Below are 20,939 nucleotides of genomic sequence, written 5' to 3' on the forward strand. Positions count from 1 at the left end.
CAGCTCGCCCCTCGTCGGGGTCGTGATGGGTTCCGACTCCGACTGGCGCGTGATGAGCGACGCCTCGCAGGCGCTGACCGACTTCGGCGTCGCGCACGAGGTCGAGGTCGTCTCCGCGCACCGCACGCCGGACAAGCTGATGAGCTATGCGCGCGAGGCTCGGGGCCGCGGCATCCGGGTGATCATCGCCGGAGCCGGGGGAGCGGCACACCTGCCGGGCATGCTGGCCTCGATGACCGCCTTGCCGGTGATCGGCGTGCCGGTGCCGCTGGCGTACCTGGACGGCATGGACTCGCTGCTCTCCATCGTGCAGATGCCGGCAGGCATCCCGGTCGCGACCGTCTCCATCGGCGGGGCGCGCAATGCCGGCATCCTCGCCGCCCGCATCCTGGGAACGGCGGATGCCGCCCTCGCCGACCGCATCGAGGACTATGCCCGCGATCTCGAGGGCCAGGTGGAGCAGAAGAACCGGCGGCTGAAGGAAGCCCTGTGACCCTGGCGGCGCCGCGCTCTCCGCAGCAGCGCACGCGTCCGCTGATCGAGCAGCACCCGCTGCGGCATCCGGATGTCCAGGATTCGGCGACGATGGGGCGCCGGGCGTGGTGGCTGGTGGTGCTGAATGTGCTGGTGCCGGGCTCTGCGCAGGTACTGGCGGGCAACCGCCGCCTGGGGCGGTTCGGCCTCGGCGCGACCCTGGCGATGTGGCTGCTCGCGATCGTCGCCGTGGGGCTCGCGCTGTTCGCGCGGCAGACGCTGGTCTGGCTGTTCAGCGGGGCGCCCTCCTGGTTCGCGCTCACCGTCGTGCAGGTGCTGCTGCTGGGCTATGCGCTGCTGTGGATCGTGCTCACCGTCGACACGCTGCGCCTGCTGCGGCTGGTGAAGCTGCCGGTGATCACGCGGTGGCTGGCACCGATCGCCGCGCTCCTGGCGCTCGCCCTCGTCGTGACCGGCGCCGTCACCGGCTCCGGATATGCGGCGGCCAGCCGCGGTGCGTTCGGCAAGCTGTTCGCCAACAGCGGCCCCAGCGTTCCGCCCAGTGAGGGCTACTACAACATCCTGCTGCTGGGTGCGGACAGCGGCGACGGCCGCGACTCGATGCGCTTCGACAGCATCTCGGTGGTCTCCGTCAACGCCAGCACCGGCGCGGTCACGATCACCGGCATCCCGAGAGAGCTGCCCGGGGTGCACTTCCCCGACGACAGCCCCATGCACAGGCTCTACCCGGACGGGTTCAAGGGCCACGGATCGGCCACCTGCGGCTGGAACGGCTGGATGAACCACGTGCGGGCCGCCGCCGAGGTGTGCCGTCCCGACCATGGCAGGAGTCTGTACCCGGATGCTGCCGCGCACGGCTCCACGCCGGGCATCGAGGCCACCAAGGACGCGGCCGAGGGCCTGCTGGGCATCAAGATCCCGTACTACGTCTTCGTCGACATGAACGGCTTCGCCGACCTGATCGATGCGCTGGGCGGGGTGGACATCAACGTCACAGAACGGCTGCCGAAGGGCGGGCCTGCCCCCGGGCAGGGCGCGAAGGACGTGAACAAGTGGGCCATCGGGTGGATCGAGCCCGGTCAGCAGCACATGAACGGCGACACCGCGCAGTGGTACGCCCGCTCGCGGTACACCACGAGCGACTACGACCGCATGAAGCGGCAGCGGCAGCTGCAGGAGGCGATCCTGGCGCAGTTCACGCCGCAGAACGTGCTCACGCACTTCACCGACGTGATGAATGCCGGCACGGCGCTGGCCAGCACCGATCTGCCGCAGGACAAGCTGCCGGAGTTCTTCGACCTGATGATGAAGGCTAAGAAGCAGCCGATGAAGCAACTCGAGCTGACTCCAGAGAACGGTATCGCGGAGAAGGCTCCCGACTTCGCCTTGATCCGGACCATGGTGAAGGACGCGCTGCATCCTCCGACTTCGACGCCGGTGCCCACGAACTGACAGCGGTCGGCGTCAAGAGCTGGCAGCGCTCAGCGTGCCTGACGCGATTCAGCACAGGCGGGCAGTGTTCCCGGGCATGGAGAAGTCCGCATCCGGGTCGCAGGACCCGGATGCGGACGGACCGCCCGGTGATGGTGACACGAGGGGGAGGTGTCACCACCACCGGTGGTTCAGGCGGCGCTCAGCCTTGCCGGCTGCGGCGCTTGGCGCCGACGACCACGAGCGCACCACCGGCTGCCAGCGCGAGCGCGCCGCCTCCGATGGCCCAGCCGGACACCGTGCCGCCGGTGATGGCGAGCGTGGTGCCGGAGGTCGTGGACGCCAGTGCGGCGACGTTCGGGTCGTGGTCGCAGTTCGCGACGGCGTCGTGACCGTGGGACACGACGATCGTGGCGACATACGGACGCGATCCGCCGAACGACAGCTCGTAGGCTCCCTGCCCATCGGCCGGCGGTCGGAACGAGGCCACCATGCTGCCGTCGGCGCGCGCGGTGTTGTCCGTGATGCTCGCGCCGGTCGCGTTCGCGCCGGAGATCGAGACAGGGACGTGCTCGTTCGCCTGGAAGAATCCCGCGCCGAAGATGACGGAGGACACTTCGCAGACACCGATACCGGGATGGTCGACGGACACGTTGGGCCCGTCGGTGTAGGTCGCCGCGGAGGCGGCAGTCGGACCAGCCAGCACGAGTGCGGCAACGGCAAGGCCGAGCGCAGCCGTCTTTCTCTTGTTCAGCATGATTCTCCCCAGAATCCATGCGGAATCACATCCGATGACTCCCCAGCCCTCGGATGCTGGACCCCTTCTGCCCCCACGGCAGAATCAATGAGCCCGCTATTCCCCAGTACGACAAAAGCTACCGCATCCGGAGCCGAATGTCACGACGCGCAGGAGAGTGTTACGGATTCGATCTTCGGATCGGATGCCATCGGCGTGTGCACGACGTCGGTCGACCGGATGCCGGCGCCTTCGCCGGTGTAGTCGACGGTGATGGTGCTGGAGGCGCCGGGCGCCAGAACGACCTCGTGCTGGATGGCGATTCTCCCGTCGAGGTCGGCGGTCTGCACCTTCTCCTCGACTCCGTCGCGTCGGATGCGGGTGGGTGCGGCGCCTGCGGGGCCGTAGACGGCGATGCGCGTGCCGATGCTGCCCGGCTCCACGCCGTAGTAGCCGCCGCCGGTGACGTACTCGGGCAGTGACGAGGCGGCATCAGCCGGTGCCGTGCTGGTCCAGGTGACGCTGACGCGCGTCGTCGGGTCGCCGTGGCACACGCCGGTGGCGACGGTGATGCTCGCCCTCGCGTAGTAGTCCATCTTGCCGCCGGTGGTGTCGTTGATCAGCACGCCCACGTGCGGATGCGCAGCCGTGTCTTGGGGGAGAGCACCTCCCAGAGCGGATGCCGCGATGATGCGCTGCTCGTCGTCATGGGCGCTCCACAGCCGAATGCGGTTCTCCGCGGCGGCATCCGCCATCTGGGTGACGAGTGCGCGGGGATCCTCGCTGTGCAGCGCGGCGGTGAACAGCTGACCGGCGACGCCGGCGAACACGGCATCCTGAGCACGTGGATCGGGCACGAGCCGGTACACGTCGGAGAGCAGGGTGGGCAGCACGTTGTCGGCGTCGAGTCGGAGCGGGCCCACCTGCTGCGGACCAGTCACGCGCAGCAGGTGCTGGGCCACGACCGTGTCGATGGCCATGGCTCCGTCGATGCGGGTTCCGAACCTGTCCTGCCAGCGGGTGGCGAGCAGCGGTGCGGCTTCGGCGAAGTCGGGGATGCTGGAGATGTTCTGGATGTAGCGGCCGGGGCCGTCCCCGAACAGTGCGGCGGTCGAGGCGCTCAGCGGAAGCGGGTCGGAGAGGGCGGGGAAATCGGCTGTGGATGCCTGGCCGACGATGCTCAGCGAACCGTGGTCGGCGCGCACCGCGGCGAAGGCGCCGACGATCCCGCCGTCGGACCGCAGCTCGGCGTTGTTGAGCATGGCGATGACGTAGGTGCGGGGGCCGTCGCCTCCCAGCATTGACGGGATCAGCACTGTCGCACCGTGCAGCGCATCGACGATCCCATTCGCCTCGTCGACGGTACTGCGGAGCTCGGACACGGCGTCGGCCAGCGGGGGGAGCAAGGCTCCGGTGTCGATGCGGCCGGCGTCGGCGGAGGCTCGTGCGAACGCCGTCGCGGCGGCGGATAGAGGCTTCTGAGCCTTTGCGAACGGGGCGAGGTCGATGGCGCCGTCGTGCAGGCCGAAGCCCTTCAGGTCGATCCCGTCGGATGCCTCCAGCAGTGGGGCGACGCCGTCTGTCGCTATGTCGTCGGCGATCTGCGAGACCTCGCGCACCGCGGTGAAATCGGAGCCGAGCCAGGGGACGATCTCGAAAGCGCGCCAGATCGGGTCGGAGGTGAGTCCGCGCGCCGAGTCGGCGTGCTTTGCGAGGCTGCGGGCCTCGTCGGTGGCGGAGCCGAGATCCCCGGCGGCCGCGTCAGCGCGCAGCTGGGATGCCGAGGTCTTCACGGACTGCAGGCTCGTGACGGCGCTGAGCCCGCGCACGACGACCCACCCGATGCACAGCAGCAGGAGCACCACGAGGGCGGTGACGGACCACCCGATCCACCGCCTGCGGTGTGAGGCGGGGGTGTGCGGTGCGGTGTCATCGGTCACCGGAGCATTCAAGCACGAACCGACGTTCGTCGGCCCGGCTCGGACCTTGCGCGGTCGCGCCTCGGGCGTTCTCGGGGATGCGCACTTAGGCTTGCCTCATGAGTGTGCAGTTGCGGGTGGTGCTGGATCAGGCGTCGCAGGTCGTGGATGCCGATCAGGCGGCCGCCGCACTGTCGCTGACCGCCGGCCTGATCGCCACGGCGCCCCGCGGCTGCGCAGTGGCGGCGCTGGTGCCGCGCGGCGCCGAGCTGCGGATGAAGGGCGTGCAGGACGTGCAGACCCTGCCGCTGGCGAGGGCCGAGCTGACGGCCGCCTGGCAGCTGGGCATCACCGCCGGTGTCGGGGGCGGGCTCATCCACGCGCCGAGCCTGATGGCCCCGCTGGTGCGCCATGATCGCAGCAACGACAGCGACCAGACCACGATCTCGCTGTGGGATCTGCGGGCGTGGGAGCGACCGGACTCGCTGCCGAAGGCCAACGTCGCGTGGCAGCGCGGCATGCTCAAGCGCGCCGTGAAGCACGCGGATGCCGTGGTCGTCCCCTCGCATGCGATGGGGCGACGGCTGGGTGAGATCGCGCGACTCCGCGACCGCATCCGCGTGATCGCCGGCGCCGCACCGGAGGACTTCCGCGTGCCCGCCGACGCGGTCGCGCGGCGGGGTGAGTTGCAGCTTCCCGAGCGCTACGTCGTGCTGTCCGGCGATGCGGAATCGCTGGCGGTGGGGTTCCAGGCCGCCGCCCGCGCCGGGGTGGACGCCGTGGTGCTCGATGTCGCTCCGGGCGGAGAGCCGCTGCTGGCGGATGCCGCCGCCGCGGCCGGACTGCCGGAGCATCGTGCGCACCTGCGCGGTGAGCTGGGTGCGGAGGACCGTGCGGCCGTGCTCGGCGGGGCGGCAGCCTTCGTCGCGACGTCGGACGAGTCCGCGTGGCCGTGGCGGGCGGTGGAGGCCATGACGCTCTCGGTGCCGCTGGTCGCCGTGTCCTCCGGCGTGCATCACGACGTGATCGCCGACGGCGGTGCGGTCGTGGATGTGCAGGATGTTGCGGATGCCGTCATCGACGCGCTGGGCGCGGGGGAGAAGCGGTTGAGGGTGCTGGCATCGGACCGCGCGCGGGCGTTCTCGTGGGCGAGTTCCGCCGAGCGCCTGTGGGCGCTGCACGCCGATCTGTGAGCGGCTGCGAATCGCCAGGCGGGGCACGGGCACTCTCCGGTGCACTGAGAGCGTGCTGGCGCGCTCTCAGGCCCGCATGAGCTGCACGGCGTCCTTGCTGGGGCCGTCGAACGCGACGTTTCCGTCGCGGAGGAGCACACCGCGTTCGCAGAGGTCGGAGATCATGTTCAGATCGTGGCTGACGACGACGAGCGTCTTGCCCTGCTTGTGCAGCTCGCGGATGCGTGCGAGGCACTTCTTCTGGAACGGCTCATCGCCGACGGACAGGATCTCGTCGATCAGGAGGATGTCCACCTCGGTGTGGATGGCGACGGAGAACGCGAGCCGCAGGAACATACCCGAGGAATAATGCTTGACCTCGGTGTCGATGAACTTCTCGATCTCGCTGAACTCGACGATGGAGTCGAAGCGCTCGTCGATCTCCTTCTTGGTCATCCCGAGAATGGCCGCGTTGAGGTAGATGTTCTCTCGCCCGGATAGATCCGGGTGGAACCCTGCGCCGACCTCGATGAGCCCTGCGACCCGTCCGCGCGTGAGCACGGTTCCCGTATCGGGTGTGAGCACACCCGATATCAGCTTGAGCATGGTCGACTTGCCTGAGCCGTTGAAGCCCAGGAGAGCAACAGCTTCGCCTTCGCCGATCTCGAAGGAGACTCCATCCAGTGCACGGAAGTGGGTCGTCAAAGGCTTCTTGCGGACGGCTGCCAGCGCAGTCTCCTTGATGGAGTGCGTGTGGCGGAGTTTGAACTCCTTGCGGACTTCCTTGACGACGATCCGCGGCAGTGCCTGGGGCTCAGAGATCCTGTGCAAAGCGGCCCTCCAGCCTGCGGAAGACAAACTGGCCGAACGCCAGGAACACGAGTGTGATCAGGAACGCGATGCCCGCGAACATCCACAGCCCCGGCTGTGGTGTCGCGTTGTCAGGGCCCAGCGGCCACCAGATGCCGTAGTGGAAGAGCTCAACGGCGGAGGTGAGCGGATTGACGCGATAGAGGTCGAACATCCATGCGGGGACGACGTTGGCGACTGCGGTCCATTCGTACATGACGGGGGAGGCCCAGATGGCGACCATGACGATGATCTCGACGAAGCTCTCCGCGTCCCTGAAGGAGACGTTGATGGCACCGAAGAGCAGGCTCAGTCCACTTGCGAGAACCGCCACCATCACCAGAGCGAAGAGAATCGCCGCGATGGAGAGGACAGTGGGGTGCCAGCCGAAGAACAGCGCGATCACCATGACCACAAGGATCTGCGGCAGAGCGTTCACTGCTGCGACCAGCATGCTTGCGATCGGGAACATCTCGCGCGGGAGGTAGATCTTCTTGATCAACGCTGAGTTGTCGACGAGCGAACGTGTGCCGTTCGAGAACGCCTCGTTGAAGAACGTGACGATGGTGATACCGGCGAGGAGGTAGATCGGGAAGTACTGAACGCGCCCGTTCATCCCGAGGAAGACACCGACGGCGAAGTAGAACACCACGAACTGAAGCAGCGGCTTCACGTATGACCACAGCCATCCGAGCACGGAGCCCCGATAACGGATCTGCACCTCTTTGCGTACGAGGAGCGACAGCAGGTATCGATGCCGAACGACCTCGGTCAATCCTCGCTGTGAAGCGGGTGGGACGAGCTTCGCGTCGTCTTCCTTCATGCGCGTGTCTGGCACCGCGGCAGTACCTCCGTCTGCTCGTCGGCTTGACGAGCGCCGGATGCCATCTTAGAAGCTCCGCGCGGTCGGAGTGGTGAACGCGCGCTCAGGGAGCGCGCGCCATGCGCTGCCAGGGATTCTGAAGAATCATCCAAGTACAATCAGCGGAGTTGTGTCCAGATCTCTGCACCGGAAAGCTTTTACGTGACTCTCAAGCATCTGCATGGCCTCCCGGTCGTTTTCGAGATCGATGCTCCGATCCTGGATGACATGACAGAGCGGGAGCGGCGGCTGCTGACGGGCGCTCTCAATTTCCACGCGCTCATGGCGCCGGAACGTGAGCTCCAGGTCCACCTCTACGAGGGATCGGTCGAGACGCTGCCGCGTACGACAGACGATTCGACGTTCTCGGGGCTGTCTCGCGGATTCCGCACGCGCACCGGCACGTTCGGCATCCGCAGTCTGGTCGAGGCCGAGGGACGCGCTATCGGGCCAGGGGAGACCGCAGCTCAAGCGCTGATCGAGCGCAGCTCACGCCATCTGCACATCTCTCCTGATGCCGTGCTCGCACACGATCCCATCAGGCCCGTACGCACCGATCTCGTCGGGCGTCTCGCCCGGAGGGTGAAGTCGAAGACTCCGCTCTGGTACGACGAAGCGCGCGATCTCGCGATGCTGGGCGATGTGACTCGGTTGTCGACGCCTGCTGAGCGACAGCGGTATCAGGATGAGCTCAGCGGTCCGCTTGCACAGCCCGGGGCCGAGTTGGTGACTGTCCCTCCTGCGCCGGCGGGTGCGCCACGCGCCGTGCTCGTCGGCGTGCACTGGTTCGAACTCGGTGGAGCAGAGCGGTGGGCGTTCGAGACCATCCGCCTCATCAAGGAAGCGGGATTCCTGCCGATCGTGCTCTCGAACCGCGAGTCACAGCATCCGTGGGTCACTCGCGCGGAGCTGGACGGCGCACTGGTGATCCCCTTCTCAGAGGCCACCGTGGACTCCCAGTCGCTTGGTGTGGAACAGCTTCTGCGAAGCATCCTGCGCACCTTCGACATTCGCGGCGTGGTGGTGCACCACAATCAGTGGCTGTACGACAGGCTCGCCTGGATCGTTCGCTCACGACCAGGCGTCCCCATCGTGGATTCCACCCACATCGTCGAATACCGTGGCGGCGGATACCCGTTGAGCAGTGTCAGAGTGACAGAGAGCATCACGAAGCATCACGTCATCTCTCCGAGTCTGGCGCGCTGGATGACGGATGTTCAGGGCGTACCGGCGGAGAAGGTGGTGATGGCTCCCCTGGGCGGGTTGACCATCAAGCCCAAGGATGCGCGGTTCCGCGGCAGAGGGGCAGATGAGCCATTCACAGTGGCGTTTGTGGGCAGGATCGCACGCCAGAAGGCGCCAGAGGTGTTCGTCGCGATGGCACGGCGCATTCGAGCCAAGCGCGATGATGTGAGATTCGTCATGCATGGTGATGGAGAACTGTCCAGCTGGCTTGATGATGTCATCGAGGGGATGGGCATGACCGGCCTGATCGAGCGCCGTACGTCCAAGGTTCCGGTGCCGCAGACCCTCGGGGATTCTCACGTACTCGTCGTCTCGTCTCACAACGAGGGACTGACTCTCACTACGCTGGAAGCGATCACGGAGGGTGTTCCCGTGCTGTCGACCGATGTCGGTGCGCAAGCCGACGTCATACCTGACTATGCACTGGTCCCACGTGACGTCCACAGGGCGGTCCGCCATCTGGCGGATCGGGTTGTCAACCTGGCCGATGACGAGGCTGCTCGCGAGGCGCTCTGGCGCCGCGAGAGGAAGAGCGAGAAGAAGCTGTTGGCCAATACGAGTGCGACCGAGTGGTTCGCGAAGGAGATCCGCGAATGGTGACCGTTGCCGGCGTCGTCGTGACGTTCAATCGACTGGAGAAACTCAAGACAGTCATCTCGTCCATCGAGGCGCAGACGCATGCAGTCTCGACGCTCTTCATCATCGACAATGCATCGACCGATGGAACGGCTGACTACCTCGCATCGCTGGAGACGAAGGTCCTGCTCGAGATCGTGACCATGCCGGAGAACCTCGGCGGAGCTGGGGGGTTCTCCGAGGGCATGAAGCGTGGTTACGCCTCCGGCGCAGATCATGTCTGGATCATGGACGACGACTGCTACCCGCAGCCCGACGCGCTGGCGACGCTGGTCCGCGGATTCGATGAGTCGGTCGCCGAACTCGGCGACGAAGTCCCCTTCGCCTGTTCGGTCGTGAAGTTCACAGACGGTGGCATCTGCGAGATGAACAACCCCGTGCCCACCTGGGACTGGGGGCGCCTGCTCGTCAAGGGCCAGCAGAACGTCATGGTGACCACCTGCTCCTTCGTGTCGGTACTCATCCCGCGCTGGGCCATCGCAGAGTATGGCCTGCCCTACTCTGAGTACTTCATCTGGTTCGACGACCGCGAGTACACACTGCGTCTGACCCGGCGCTGCCCCGGCGTGCAGGTGCTGGACAGCGTCGTCGTACACGACATGGGCGACAACAAGGGTGTCAACTTCTCGATGGTGAACCGTCAGAACTACTGGAAGTTCGCGTACGGCGTCCGGAACGAGGCATCCTGGCAGCTCCACCACCACGGCTTCCTGTACTTCCTGGAGTTCGGCGCGCGGCTGTTCGTCAGCCTGCACCGCGGGCGCGTGTCGCTGGGCCTGCGTGCCAAGATGATGGGCCGATGGCTCAAGGGCATCACGTTCAACCCGAAGCTGAAGTACCCTGAGGCGAATCGATGACCTGGGCTGCGATCTTCCCTGCACTGCTGGTCGGTGCCGCGATTCTGTTTGTGCCAGGGGTCCTGGTCGGCTTTTCATTGCGTCTACGCGGATTCCGGCTGATTGCATTCTCGCCCGCGATCAGCGTCTCTCTCGTGGCCGTAAGTGCTGTGGTTGCACCCATCGTCGGGATTCGGTGGGGCCTGCTTCCTGTGGTGATGCTCACTGTGGTCTCCACCGCAGCAGGTTGGGCGTGGGCGAAGTTCGTCGGGACTCGAACGGGCCAGCCGAAAACGGCTAGGCGCGACAGCATTCCGCTGGCTATTGCCATTGTGATTCCAGCGGTTATTCTGAGCTTCATCCTCGTACGTAGTATGCATGATCCGGCATACTTCTCGCAGCGCTATGATAATTTCTTCCACCTCAACGCGGTGCAGTATGTGATCGACACTGGAAACGCGTCGCCATTCTGGGTGGGAAGTATGACTTCCCCCAAGGGTGTGCCCTTCTATCCATCTGCCTGGCATGCTATTGCCGCGCTTGTGGTGACTCAGTCGGACGCATCTGTCGCGGTCGCAGCGAATGCGATGATCTTCATCATCGCCGCTGTCGTATGGCCGATTGGCGCAGTGTTTCTGGCGCGCACGATTCTCGGACGCGGCAAGGCACTCACGATCGTTGCGGGCGTGCTCTGCGCAGCGTTTCCAGCATTTCCGTTGCTGCCCCTGCACTACGGAGTGCTGTACCCGTTGTTTCTCGGACTCGCGCTCTCCCCGGTGCTTCTGGCTGGTGTCTGGATGATTTTGTATCCGGGAATCGTGCGCAGGCGGCTCGATTGGGGTCTCCTTATTCTATTGGCGATTCCGGGTGTTAGCATTGCACACCCGGGAGCGCTCATGGCGGTCATTGCACTGAGCGTCCCGGCGGTGATTGGTCGGATCGTTGTCGCATTTAAACGAGCGGATCGCGCGGGGGCGAGAGTCGTTCCTCTCATCTTTCTTATCGCGTACGTCGTCGTGGGTGTCGTCATTCTCCGAGTCGTGCGTCCGCCGGGGAGTCAGATCTACTGGCCCGTAATCGAGAAGGTTCCGAGCGCCGTTGGTGAGATCGTCTCCGCTTCCGTCTATCTGTACCCGCCGTCTTTTGCCATCTCTGCGCTGCTCATAGTCGGCACGTATGGTGTCGTCCGCAGAGGTGGGTTCATCCGGTGGGCCGTTCTGGCTACGGCAGTCATTGGTTCGGCGTTGTATGTTGTGGTTGCCTCCTCCCCGTATGAGATACTGCGATATTGGCTCACGGCGCCCTGGTACAACAACGCGCCGAGGCTGGCTTCGATCTGGGTTATCTCTGTCCTGCCTCTCGCAGCATTGGGGGGACAGGTGTTCGTGCGTTGGGTGTTGCGCGTCGTACCTCGCGTGAGACCTCTGGCGCGTCCTGTTCTCGTGTCTGTCGCCGTCGTCGGAGTCGGCGCACTCATCGGACTGACTCAGGGGCCAGCAATGCGCCAGGCCGCAGCTGACGTCGAGTTCACCTATGAATTGCGTCCTGGCGGGCCAATCATCTCGCCGGATGAACTCGCAGTGATGAATGATATCGACAAGCTCGTCCCGAAAGATGCGGTGATTGCCGGTGACCCGTGGACTGGGGCCTCATTTGCTTATGGTGTCAGTGGTCGACGTGTTCTGATGCCACATCTACTCATGGACCTGACGCCGGACGCAAAGACCATCAACACTGAGCTTGCCACTGGAGGAGATTCTGCGAAGGTATGCTCCGCATTGAGGGCGACGAACGTCAAGTTCGTTCTGGATTTCAGTGCAGACGGCGATTTCCAGGAAAACCACGACGACTACTCCGGCCTTGAAGGTCTGGATAATTCACCCTACGTGCGCCTGATCGATAGGCACGGTGATGCGAAACTGTACAAGATCGAATCTTGTGGACTCGGCTGATGATGTACGAGATATTCTTGCCGTTCTGGGGCGATCCGCAGCAACTTTATGAGACGGTCGATTCCGTTCGCGGGCAGACTGATCCTGATTGGCGGCTTACGATCATCGATGATTGCTACCCGGATGAATCTGTGGCCGCGTACTTCGCGATGGAGCAGGATAGGAGGATAAGATACATCCGCAACGATCACAATCTCGGTATCACTGAGAATTTTCGGGAGTGCGTTCGGCGTGCGACCGCTGCACGTATCACGATCCTCGGTAGCGACGACCTGCTGATGCCGAATTATGTGGCGCTGGTTCGACAGATCGCCCACTCTGTGCCGGAGGCGGATGTCATCCAGCCGGGCGTGGATGTCATCGACCAGACAGGCAGACGAGTTCTTCCGCTTGCTGATCGGGTTAAGCAACGCCTTCTTGCCCCGCACCAGAAGGACATCACAACGTTGCGCGGTCAGGATATGGCAACGAGTCTGATTAGGGGGAACTGGCTCTATTGGCCGTCGCTTTCGCTTCGTGTAGAGACAGTGCGCGCCATCGGATTTAGGGATGATTTTCCGATCATCCTGGACCTCGCACTTCTCATGGATATCGCCTTTCGAGGCGGAGTGCTCGCATATGATCCCGACAAGGCATTCCTCTATCGCCGTCACAGTGGGAGCGCCTCGCAGCGGACGCTGCTCGATGGGTCGAGGTTCCGGGATGACCGCTTGTACTTTCAGCAGGCGCGTGAGATCGCGATTGCGAAGGGGTGGCGCCGTACTGCGCGTGCAGCTCGAGGGCGGATGATGTCGCGTTTTCACGGCTTGGCTACGCTCCCGACAGTATTGGGTTCTCCTAGCCGCGAGGGAGTCGGTTCGACGCTCGCGCACATTTTCTCCATGCGGTGAACCACGGGCGCCGTGCCCGATCGGCGATCATCCGCCTTCGTGTCGCTGGCCATCTCTAGATTTATTCCAATGTGTGTAATCTGAGCGCATGCACCTCAAGGGAAGACGGGCATTGAGAACGCGGGCGCATGTTCGCGTCTGCAGTGCGGCGACGGTCGCTACGCTTGCGATCGTCGGAATAGGCTTGCCCGTACCAGCGTCGGCCGCGTCCGCGCATTCTTCGGAGATGGTGCTCGTGTCGACGCTCGTTGAGCAACTTCGGGTCGAGGCTCCTGCGACCGTGCCGTATGTCCGAGATCTCTTTTTCGAGGGGCAAGACGCTGATGCAGATGGATGCCGTACTCGACAGGAGGTGCTCCTGGAAGAGTCTCAGCTTGATCCGGTCGTAGACCCGCCTTGCACGGTGACGACCGGCCAATGGCTCTCCTACTATGACAATGTGTTGCATGTGGACTCTGCGGCTGTGGAGATGGACCACCTCGTTGCACTCAAGGAAGCCTGGGTGTCGGGCGCCTGGTCATGGACTGACGCCCAGCGCCAGGACTATGCCAATGATCTTGATGACTATCGCACCTTGAACATGGTCACTGCGTCCGTGAACTCGGCGAAGGCTGACAAGGACCCGGCGTCATGGTTGCCTTCCTACCTGTTAGTCAGGTGCCGGTACGTGGCCGAATGGACCGCGGTGAAATGGCGATGGAATCTTTCGGTCGACTCCGCAGAGAAGTCTGCGATCCTTGACGTTCTAGCAGGGTGCGACGGCCAGCTTAAGACGTGGTTGCCGGACAAACCGTTGAATGGACAGCCTCCCAGCCCGCCACTCCCCGATGCAGTGCCTGTCTATCGCTTCTGGAGTCCGGTTTATCAAGGACACTTCTTCACGACAGATGCGCACGAGCGTGATCAGATCCTGGCCCGTTGGCCAAACATATGGACGTATGAGGGTCAGCGCTACACTGCGTACGCGACGCAGGTGGCAGGGACTGTCCCTCTCTACCGCTTCTGGAGCGACCAGTATGCCGGCCACTTCTATACGGCGCAGCAATCAGAGCGCGATGCGGTGATTGCGCGATGGCCAGGAATCTGGAGTTATGAGGGCATCGCCTACTATGTGTACCCCGCGAACTCCACACAGACTGACACAGTGTCCGTTGCTCGCTTCTGGTCCGAAACAGCACGCCACCACTTCTACACGGCTGACGCTGCTGAAAGGGACGGGGTATTGGCCAGATGGTGGAGGACGTGGACCTACGAAGGTGACAACTTCCGTGTTCCTGCGGCGGGAGTACCGACCTCACCAGCTCCAGCACAACCGACGGTGCCTGCCAATCCAGGAGACACAAAGAACTGTGGCGACTTCGCCACGTATTCTGAGGCGAAAGTGTGGTTCGATACCTATTTCCCGTACTACGGGGATATTGCCAAGCTGGACGGCGACAACAATGGCATTCCCTGTGAGAACTTGGTCGGGGCTCCTCCGCGATAGCGTTTTTCCTGAGATCGAGGCTAAGTCACTTTCAGCGCCGTGCGAGCCGTACGCGCCGCCGGGCTTCAGCCCATGCGCGAATCAGCATAACCCGGGACCGAACTACCATCAGGATTCCGCGCGGTCGCTGCGGGGAAGTGTTTGCCTCGTGCAGCCGACGGCGCACCACGGGATGCTGCACGTGACCCATGGTCCGTGCGACGTTACCAACCGTGGCGATCCAGAGATCGTGGGACTCGGTGAGGAATTGGGGAAACGGCAGGATCAGCGCGAGGGCGTTCCTGCGGATCGCCATCGCGCACCCGTAGTACGGTGCGTTGCCTGCGAGGATTCTCAACTCGTTACCGATGCTCCCGCCCTCTGGGAGCGTTGCAAGACGCCAAGGGCGTCGGGTGAGAGGCGAGGTCAACGGAGCATCGTCGCCCAGGAGAACCAAGTCCCCTGCCACGATGCGCCGATTCTGAAGCCCCTCCAATAGCGCGACTCTTCGCCCCGGAACCCATTCGTCATCCTGATCTGACAAGAACAGGACGCTGTTCGTCGCGGCGCGGATCGCGGTTTCGAAGGTTCGGACGTATCCCCGATTCTCTGTCTGGCTGATGACGCGGATCCGCGGATCGTTGAATTTCGCTATGGCCGCGAGAGTGCCGTCAGTGCTTGCGTCATCAACGATCACAACCTCGTCAGAGTCGTCAAGCTCCTGCAGGATCGATTGGAGTTGCGCGTCTATGTACTTCTCGCCGTTGTAGGTCGCCATGCATACGCTTACACGGTCTGCGTCGGTCATGGGGTGTGCCTTCTGGACTATGGGGTGAATAGACTGGCAAGGATGCGTTCACTCATGCTCAGGCTCGTGGGATTCACGAGTGCGCCGGTCATCTCGGCCCTGGCTCCATTCATCCTACTTCCCGTCATCTCCCGGATCGTTGGTGCCGACGGCTGGGCGAACTTCTCGGCGGGGCAGTCAATCGGGGTTCTCGGCATGGTTGCCGTGATGTTCGGATGGGGGATCCTCGGGCCTGTACGCGTGGCACGCAGCTCGACGGATCGGGAGCGCGCGATCATCTTGCATGACAGTCTGCGATCCCGTCTCGCTCTGGCTTGCATCGCACTCCCAGCTGCCGGAGCTGCCGCATATCTGATCTCGGGAACCTCATATCGAGCGGAAACCGTTGCGATTGCTGTTGCGATGGCCGCCGGCGGGCTCACACCCGCGTGGTTCTGCATCGGGCGGGGGGACGCCAGGGGGCTCATGATCTTTGATGCCGCGCCCAAGGTCGTCGCTGCGATATTATCCCTGCCGTTTCTGCTCGTATGGGGGAACGTGCTCTCCTATCCCATCTTCCTGTTCGCCCTCACAGTGCCTGCATACGCAGTGCATGCTTGGCTCTATGCGCATTCCCGGTGGCGCGATGGTCAAACGCCAGGGCGACTTGCGGCAGTTTTGCGACAGCTAGCGGGGACGGCGGCTATTGACGCGACGGGAAATGCATACGGGTCGACTTCGATCCCGATTGCAACGGCGGGACTCAATTCGGTGGATGCGAGCGCGTTTGCGTCGGCTGATCGCGCGTATAGGATCGGAACGCTTTTGGTAGTGGCGGTTGGAAACGCCCTGCAGGCCTGGACGCTTGACCCTGAGGCGGCTGACGCGAGAGCACGACAGAGGTTTGCGGTTCTGGTGCACATGCTTGTTGGCCTCGTGGGAGGCGCCGCGATTGCGATGCTGGGACCTTGGGCGACTGCGGTTGTGTTCGGTGCAGACGTCGCAGCAGCACCGATCCCGTCTGCACTTTTCGGCATTGCGTTTGTGTGCATCTCAACAGCGACGCCGCTCATCCGCAACCTGCTAATCCCCGCCGGGCGCATTAGTGTCGTCCTGGGATCGACAGTAGTTGCCGCTGTCATCGGTGTGACGATCATGATCCTTGGCGCGCTTTCACGGTCGGCTGAAGTGGTGGCGCTTGGAGTCGTCTCGTCTGAGACATCGGCACTCCTGGTCCTGGTTGTTCCTGCAGTCATGGCATACCGCAGATTGGGAGGCGCTCAGACGCGAGAGTAGGTCAACTCGTGACTGACGTCGCCCGCCAACTTATGTCGGAGGCAAGGGCTTGCAGGTCGGCAGGCATTCTTCCATCGACGCCGGCTCGCCCGTCCCGGATTCCTCCGCGAATCAGCGCCCACATCGATCGTCGTGGGCGCGCAAGGAGGACTGCGATACAAAAGTATGCGGAGTCAGCGAGTCGTTCCGCACGCAATCGTGATCGGTATTTCGGATTGCGGCGATTGACGATGATCCGGTTGCGCGCACGATAGTAATAGCGGAATGGGGTGCTGAGAGTCAGGGGAGGGAGTAGGCGACCTAACAAACCCTTTACGCGATATCGCGCGCCGAGGTTATGAGCGAGTCGGAGTCCTGGTGCGATGATGCAGGGGAACCCCGCGTCATCGCACCTCAACTCAAAGTCGGTGTCTACGAGATCGATGAAGAGCGACTCATCCATCAACCCGACAGCGGCAAGAACATCCTGTGTGATAAGCATGCCCGACTGGATCGCATGAGCTGCGACTACGACTCCAGAGCGTGTCTGTCTGCCGGCCTGTGATACGTGACCGAAGAGTGCAGGTACGACGGGGCCAGCAGGTGCGCCTTGCGAAATCGCATATGAGCGTGCCGCGAGCAAGTCCGAAACAAAGGTCGAGCCGACCTCGGAGTCTTGATCGAAAGTCACGACAGCGTCAGCGTTCCCTGATCGGGCATGGTTGATGCCTACGTTCAGAGCCGCCGCGATACCTGAATTTCGTTCCAGGATGAGCAGAGTAGCGCCTGTCCTGCGGATCTGATCATGCAGAGCCGCGAACTCCGAACCGCTTCCATCGTCCACGATCACGATCTCATCGACCTGTGATCTGAGCTGTTCAAGCAAGGGTGGTACTTCCATCGGGCGGTAGATCGTTACGACGGCAGTTATACGGGCTTCGTGAGTCATGTGAACTCTGGATCGTCATCGTCACCTGAGGCTCTCTCGAGATCGTTCATGCGCCGAATCAGTAGATCAATCTGAGTTCGGGAGAGCGCTACCTCTTCGGCCACTCTACGTACCTCGTCTTCAGCTTGAGAGAGTTCCCATGAGAGATGGAGGGACACGCCGAGCAGAAGCACGATGGCCAGTGCGAAAAGCAGATTTGCGGGGATCTGGACTCCCAGCACTGCAGTCGCCCAGAGCAACAATTGAGGAAAAAGTCCAAGCACAAGCACACAGAGCGCGATAACGATCCAAAGTACAGCATACTTTTCACGAATTCGCCGTGCGATCAGAAGCCAGAAAACAAGAACAAGGATGATGATTGAGATCGCGATACCGGCAATGATGATCACGGCTTGGGCTCCCTTGATCGCGAGGCTGGTCGGGCGATCGATCCACGAATCATTGCCAGCGCGAGTGCGAAGACGGAACGAAGTAGGTAGACGGATGCGCCGAATGCGCCCTGACTCGGATTTCCATGGACGCGCGGCCGCATCGCTACTGGGACCTGGGTCACTGTCAGTCCTGCGTTGCACGCTGCTACCAGCGAGTCGATGGTGTCGCCGAGGTACTCGGCCGGGTAGTAATCGACATACTGGTCTATTGCTCGCTTGTTAGCGGCTCGGAACCCGCTCGTCACATCGGTGAGCTGGGTTCTCGCGACCCGCGAGACTGTACGGGCCAGAAAGAGCATCGCCCACTTTCGAGGTCCGCGCACGCTGTAGTCGCCGACCTTTGCGAATCGTGCGCCGATAGAGATATCAGCTGATTTCAGGCCTTGAACGACGCGGGCGATATCGAGCGGGTTGTGCTGACCATCAGCATCCACCTGGATCGCACGAGTGTATCCGGCCCGTTGAGCGTAGGTGAAGCCGGTGCGCATTGCGCCTCCGACTCCGAGATTGAAGGGAAGCATGACAACCATTGCGCCAGCATCGTGCGCGACACTTGCCGTCCCGTCGCTGGAACCGTCGTCGATCACGAGTACATCGTATGCGGCGTCTGCCGCTCTGATCTCCCTGATCGTATTGCCAACGTTCCGCGCCTCATTCCACGCGGGCACGATAACGAGCACGCGATCTTCACTTGCGTTCATTCTTCTCCGGTTGCGCGATGTTCAGCAGTCAGTGTCACGGGATCGGCGCCCCCATAGTGTAAGCGGACTTGTAGGTTGCTGCGATCACCCCGATGGCGGGCACTCGGCCACCGCCCAAGCGGAGGAGAGTCTCACGGGACACCACATGATGTAGTTGAGAGTTCGAGAACTGGTACACCTCTGGAAGGCCCGCGAACTGAACAAAGGTCCCCTGCCCGATGATCGGCGCCCCGACCGTGTACGCAGACAGGCCGCTCTGGGGAATTGCCAGGATGGCGGGGAGTCGTCCACCGTTCAGCGAGAGCAGAGTCGCAAAGTCCCGGACATGATGCAACTGGTTGGACGCGTATCGATACACCTCAGGGAGTCCGGAGAACTGGACGAACACGCCTTCCTCAAGGTAAGGGGCGCCCACGCCGACCGCCTTGACGGTGTCCGCGCTCCAAGTCGCGATCTTCAACGGTCGGGAAGCGTTGAGGTGCTGGAGGATGGCCTGGGTCCGGGCATGGCGCAACAAGCCGCCATCAAGCGCGTAGATCTCGGGATGCCCGGCCGCCTGCACGAATATCGGCGAGCTGAAGGTCTGAGTTCCCTTGGCAAACGCCGCGCAGTCCTGTACTGAAAGACTCGTTGGACTGATGCCCCCGTAGTCTGAGCCGTCAACCCCCTGGAGCGAGCCGCCGACGGCAAGGAAAGGTTTTCCGTCGCAGAGCACTATCGGCGTCAGGGAGACGCCCTTCATGACGGGGTTTGCAGACAACGACGCATCGGAGAGCACTGAGTAGCGTGTCGCGCCGAACTCCTTCGCGAGGGCGAAGCTCGGGATCCGCAACATTGCACCACTTGGCAGAACGAGCATCACGTCACCGGATGATGATGCCCGAACCAGGCTATTCGGGAGAATACTCACTGGTCCCATTGGCAACGCGGCTGCCGCCGTGGGACTCATTGTTGCGATGAAACCCGAGGTTCCTGCAGAAACGCTCACCCAAGTCGCGGTCGTCGCAATATGCCGCTTCTGGCCACCTTCATATAGGTAGACATCGCCCGAGTTCCAGGGGCGGAAGAAGTCAGTAACCTCAGCACCCGTTGCGAATCTGTCGGCGAGCCCGGGATCAAGATTCACGTATGAGGAGAACGTATACCCGTATGCATTGATCTGCTCACTACTCGTAAAGCGGTGCTTCGTCCCATCGGGTTCGAGGAGGTAGAGCGTCCCGGTGCGTGGGTCGTGAACATATCGTTCAATATCCTGGCCTGACGGGAGGGCATCGACATATGCCGCGCTGACCGCTGTGACGGGGCCGAGGCCGGATCTCAGGGTTGTCAGGTCCTCCAGCGTCGCGACGTGGTACTTGTAGCCGCCGGACAGCAGATAGATCTCCGGTCGTCCACTCCCTTGAACCAGCGATCCGGACTGAGTGCTGCCAAACCAGTCCGTGAAGTACTGGTAGAAGTTGCGGTTTCCGTATGACGAGCATCCGTCGCCTTCGCCGTACCCCGCACTGAGCGCCGCGCGATTGGGCTGATAAGGCGTGTAGTAGTACAGGGCAGCGGTAGCCTTATTCTCGACATAGACCGGTGCCGTACCACACGCCGTGTTCGGATTGTAAAGGATGTTCCAGGTCTTACCCGGGGCGTAGTAGGTGAACCATCGACCCTCGGTATAGATCTTCATCTGCCTGCCGGCACCATAGACCTGGTAGAAGAAGCCTGCGTACGCCGGATCGCATGGCGCGGTGTCCGGGCAGCCTTGTCCCAGTGCTTTGTCATAGCGCCAGGAACTTGGCCATGTGTGCGTGACGAGACCTTGCTCCTTCTGGAGCATGACGATGAATACCTGTGGATTTATTCCGCACGACTGCGCGACTTTGTAGATAATGCTCGCTGCGGACTCGTTCGCCGCACCGCTGTATCCGTTGCAGTACTGGTCTGCGCCACGGTTGGGAGTGTTCTGCCGGTAGTCCTTCAGACAGACGTAGCCGGACTGGCACGTGGTCACCTTGCTACGGAAGAACGCGTCAATCTGTGCCGCCGTCATCGTTCCGGAGTTGAAGAATGTCGTATCCGAGATGATGTTGCCGGGACGAAACAGCGAGAGATCTGCCGCTTTCACAATGCTTTGATCAACTCGCGTAAGGGAAGACGAAAGCACTGCTGAGGTGGCGCTGGACGAGGGCTGCGTGGTTGCGGTTGCGGTTGCGGCTGTGGGAGAAACCGTCGCGACAGCCACTCCAATGGTGATCGCCAGAGCGAGCAGGGGAGTGGTCCAGCGGCTGGCACGTAGTGTGTTGGGGAGCACCCTAGT

The 20,939-nt window shown here is 62.9% G+C and carries 18 protein-coding genes; 9 read left to right on the forward strand and 9 right to left on the reverse strand.

Translation table 11 applies throughout. The features are described from left to right. Positions 1 to 25 precede the first annotated feature (25 nt). Positions 26 to 493, forward strand: a complete 468-nt coding sequence (gene purE, locus WA967_RS03255; RefSeq protein WP_424419494.1) for a 5-(carboxyamino)imidazole ribonucleotide mutase — start codon at positions 26 to 28, stop codon at positions 491 to 493. Continuing rightward, positions 490 to 1,947 carry an LCP family protein gene (locus tag WA967_RS03260; RefSeq protein ID WP_424419463.1) on the forward strand — a complete coding sequence of 486 codons (1,458 nt, stop codon included), beginning with the start codon at positions 490 to 492 and terminating at the stop codon, positions 1,945 to 1,947. The genes purE and WA967_RS03260 overlap by 4 nt, the downstream gene beginning before the upstream one ends. A gap of 181 nt (positions 1,948 to 2,128) precedes the next feature. Here the strand turns inward: WA967_RS03260 and WA967_RS03265 are convergent, their stop codons facing one another. Beyond that, the gene (locus WA967_RS03265; protein WP_424419464.1) at positions 2,129 to 2,683 is read right to left on the reverse strand and encodes a hypothetical protein; all 555 of its coding nucleotides are present in this window, start codon (positions 2,681 to 2,683) and stop codon (positions 2,129 to 2,131) included. 140 nt (positions 2,684 to 2,823) lie between these two features. Continuing rightward, a complete protein-coding gene (locus tag WA967_RS03270; RefSeq protein WP_424419465.1) occupies positions 2,824 to 4,602 on the reverse strand; it encodes a DUF4012 domain-containing protein in 1,779 nt (592 codons plus the stop codon). 98 nt (positions 4,603 to 4,700) lie between these two features. Here WA967_RS03270 and WA967_RS03275 point away from each other — a divergent pair, with 98 nt between their 5' ends. Next, on the forward strand, positions 4,701 to 5,774 hold the full coding sequence (locus WA967_RS03275; protein ID WP_424419466.1) for a glycosyltransferase: 1,074 nt from the start codon (positions 4,701 to 4,703) through the stop codon (positions 5,772 to 5,774). Between the two features lie 66 nt (positions 5,775 to 5,840). Here the strand turns inward: WA967_RS03275 and WA967_RS03280 are convergent, their stop codons facing one another. Both WA967_RS03280 and WA967_RS03285 read right to left on the reverse strand, forming a co-directional pair. Beyond that, positions 5,841 to 6,584, reverse strand: a complete 744-nt coding sequence (locus WA967_RS03280; protein WP_424419467.1) for an ABC transporter ATP-binding protein — start codon at positions 6,582 to 6,584, stop codon at positions 5,841 to 5,843. Beyond that, positions 6,568 to 7,377: an ABC transporter permease gene (locus tag WA967_RS03285; RefSeq protein WP_424419468.1), complete on the reverse strand. Its 810-nt coding sequence runs from the start codon at positions 7,375 to 7,377 to the stop codon at positions 6,568 to 6,570. Before WA967_RS03285 ends, WA967_RS03280 begins: the two co-directional genes overlap by 17 nt. Before the next feature lie 249 nt (positions 7,378 to 7,626). Between WA967_RS03285 and WA967_RS03290 the strand changes: the two genes are divergently transcribed. From WA967_RS03290 to WA967_RS03310, 5 genes are all read left to right on the forward strand, one after another. Next, positions 7,627 to 9,309 carry a glycosyltransferase gene (locus WA967_RS03290; RefSeq protein WP_424419469.1) on the forward strand — a complete coding sequence of 561 codons (1,683 nt, stop codon included), beginning with the start codon at positions 7,627 to 7,629 and terminating at the stop codon, positions 9,307 to 9,309. Beyond that, positions 9,303 to 10,202 (forward strand): glycosyltransferase family 2 protein, encoded by a 900-nt coding sequence (locus WA967_RS03295; protein ID WP_424419470.1) that lies wholly within the window; start codon positions 9,303 to 9,305, stop codon positions 10,200 to 10,202. The genes WA967_RS03290 and WA967_RS03295 overlap by 7 nt, the downstream gene beginning before the upstream one ends. Continuing rightward, positions 10,199 to 12,133, forward strand: a complete 1,935-nt coding sequence (locus WA967_RS03300) for a DUF6541 family protein (protein ID WP_424419471.1) — start codon at positions 10,199 to 10,201, stop codon at positions 12,131 to 12,133. The genes WA967_RS03295 and WA967_RS03300 overlap by 4 nt, the downstream gene beginning before the upstream one ends. Further along, positions 12,133 to 13,023, forward strand: a complete 891-nt coding sequence (locus WA967_RS03305; protein ID WP_424419472.1) for a glycosyltransferase — start codon at positions 12,133 to 12,135, stop codon at positions 13,021 to 13,023. The genes WA967_RS03300 and WA967_RS03305 overlap by 1 nt, the downstream gene beginning before the upstream one ends. Positions 13,024 to 13,249: 226 nt before the next feature. Beyond that, entirely contained in the window at positions 13,250 to 14,509 is a 1,260-nt protein-coding gene (locus WA967_RS03310; RefSeq protein WP_424419473.1) for a GmrSD restriction endonuclease domain-containing protein, read from the forward strand. Between the two features lie 31 nt (positions 14,510 to 14,540). Here WA967_RS03310 and WA967_RS03315 read toward each other — a convergent pair whose 3' ends face one another. After that, positions 14,541 to 15,296 (reverse strand): glycosyltransferase, encoded by a 756-nt coding sequence (locus tag WA967_RS03315; protein ID WP_424419474.1) that lies wholly within the window; start codon positions 15,294 to 15,296, stop codon positions 14,541 to 14,543. Positions 15,297 to 15,338: 42 nt separating this feature from the next. On the opposite strand from WA967_RS03315, the gene WA967_RS03320 reads away from it, so the two are divergent. Then, the gene (locus WA967_RS03320) at positions 15,339 to 16,571 is read left to right on the forward strand and encodes a lipopolysaccharide biosynthesis protein (protein WP_424419475.1); all 1,233 of its coding nucleotides are present in this window, start codon (positions 15,339 to 15,341) and stop codon (positions 16,569 to 16,571) included. A 1-nt stretch (position 16,572) separates the two neighbouring features. Here WA967_RS03320 and WA967_RS03325 read toward each other — a convergent pair whose 3' ends face one another. From WA967_RS03325 to WA967_RS03340, 4 genes are read right to left on the reverse strand one after another with little or no spacing between them, the layout of a single operon-like run. Beyond that, positions 16,573 to 17,499 carry a glycosyltransferase gene (locus WA967_RS03325; RefSeq protein WP_424419476.1) on the reverse strand — a complete coding sequence of 309 codons (927 nt, stop codon included), beginning with the start codon at positions 17,497 to 17,499 and terminating at the stop codon, positions 16,573 to 16,575. Beyond that, complete coding sequence (locus WA967_RS03330; RefSeq protein ID WP_424419477.1) at positions 17,496 to 17,888, reverse strand: DUF2304 domain-containing protein; 393 nt, start codon at positions 17,886 to 17,888, stop codon at positions 17,496 to 17,498. The genes WA967_RS03325 and WA967_RS03330 overlap by 4 nt, the downstream gene beginning before the upstream one ends. Next, the gene (locus WA967_RS03335) at positions 17,885 to 18,631 is read right to left on the reverse strand and encodes a glycosyltransferase family 2 protein (RefSeq protein WP_424419478.1); all 747 of its coding nucleotides are present in this window, start codon (positions 18,629 to 18,631) and stop codon (positions 17,885 to 17,887) included. The genes WA967_RS03330 and WA967_RS03335 overlap by 4 nt, the downstream gene beginning before the upstream one ends. Positions 18,632 to 18,665: 34 nt before the next feature. Further along, positions 18,666 to 20,933: a hypothetical protein gene (locus WA967_RS03340; RefSeq protein ID WP_424419479.1), complete on the reverse strand. Its 2,268-nt coding sequence runs from the start codon at positions 20,931 to 20,933 to the stop codon at positions 18,666 to 18,668. Positions 20,934 to 20,939: the final 6 nt, after the last annotated feature.

This window comes from Microbacterium sp., assembly GCF_049650565.1.
GTDB lineage: Bacteria > Actinomycetota > Actinomycetes > Actinomycetales > Microbacteriaceae > Microbacterium.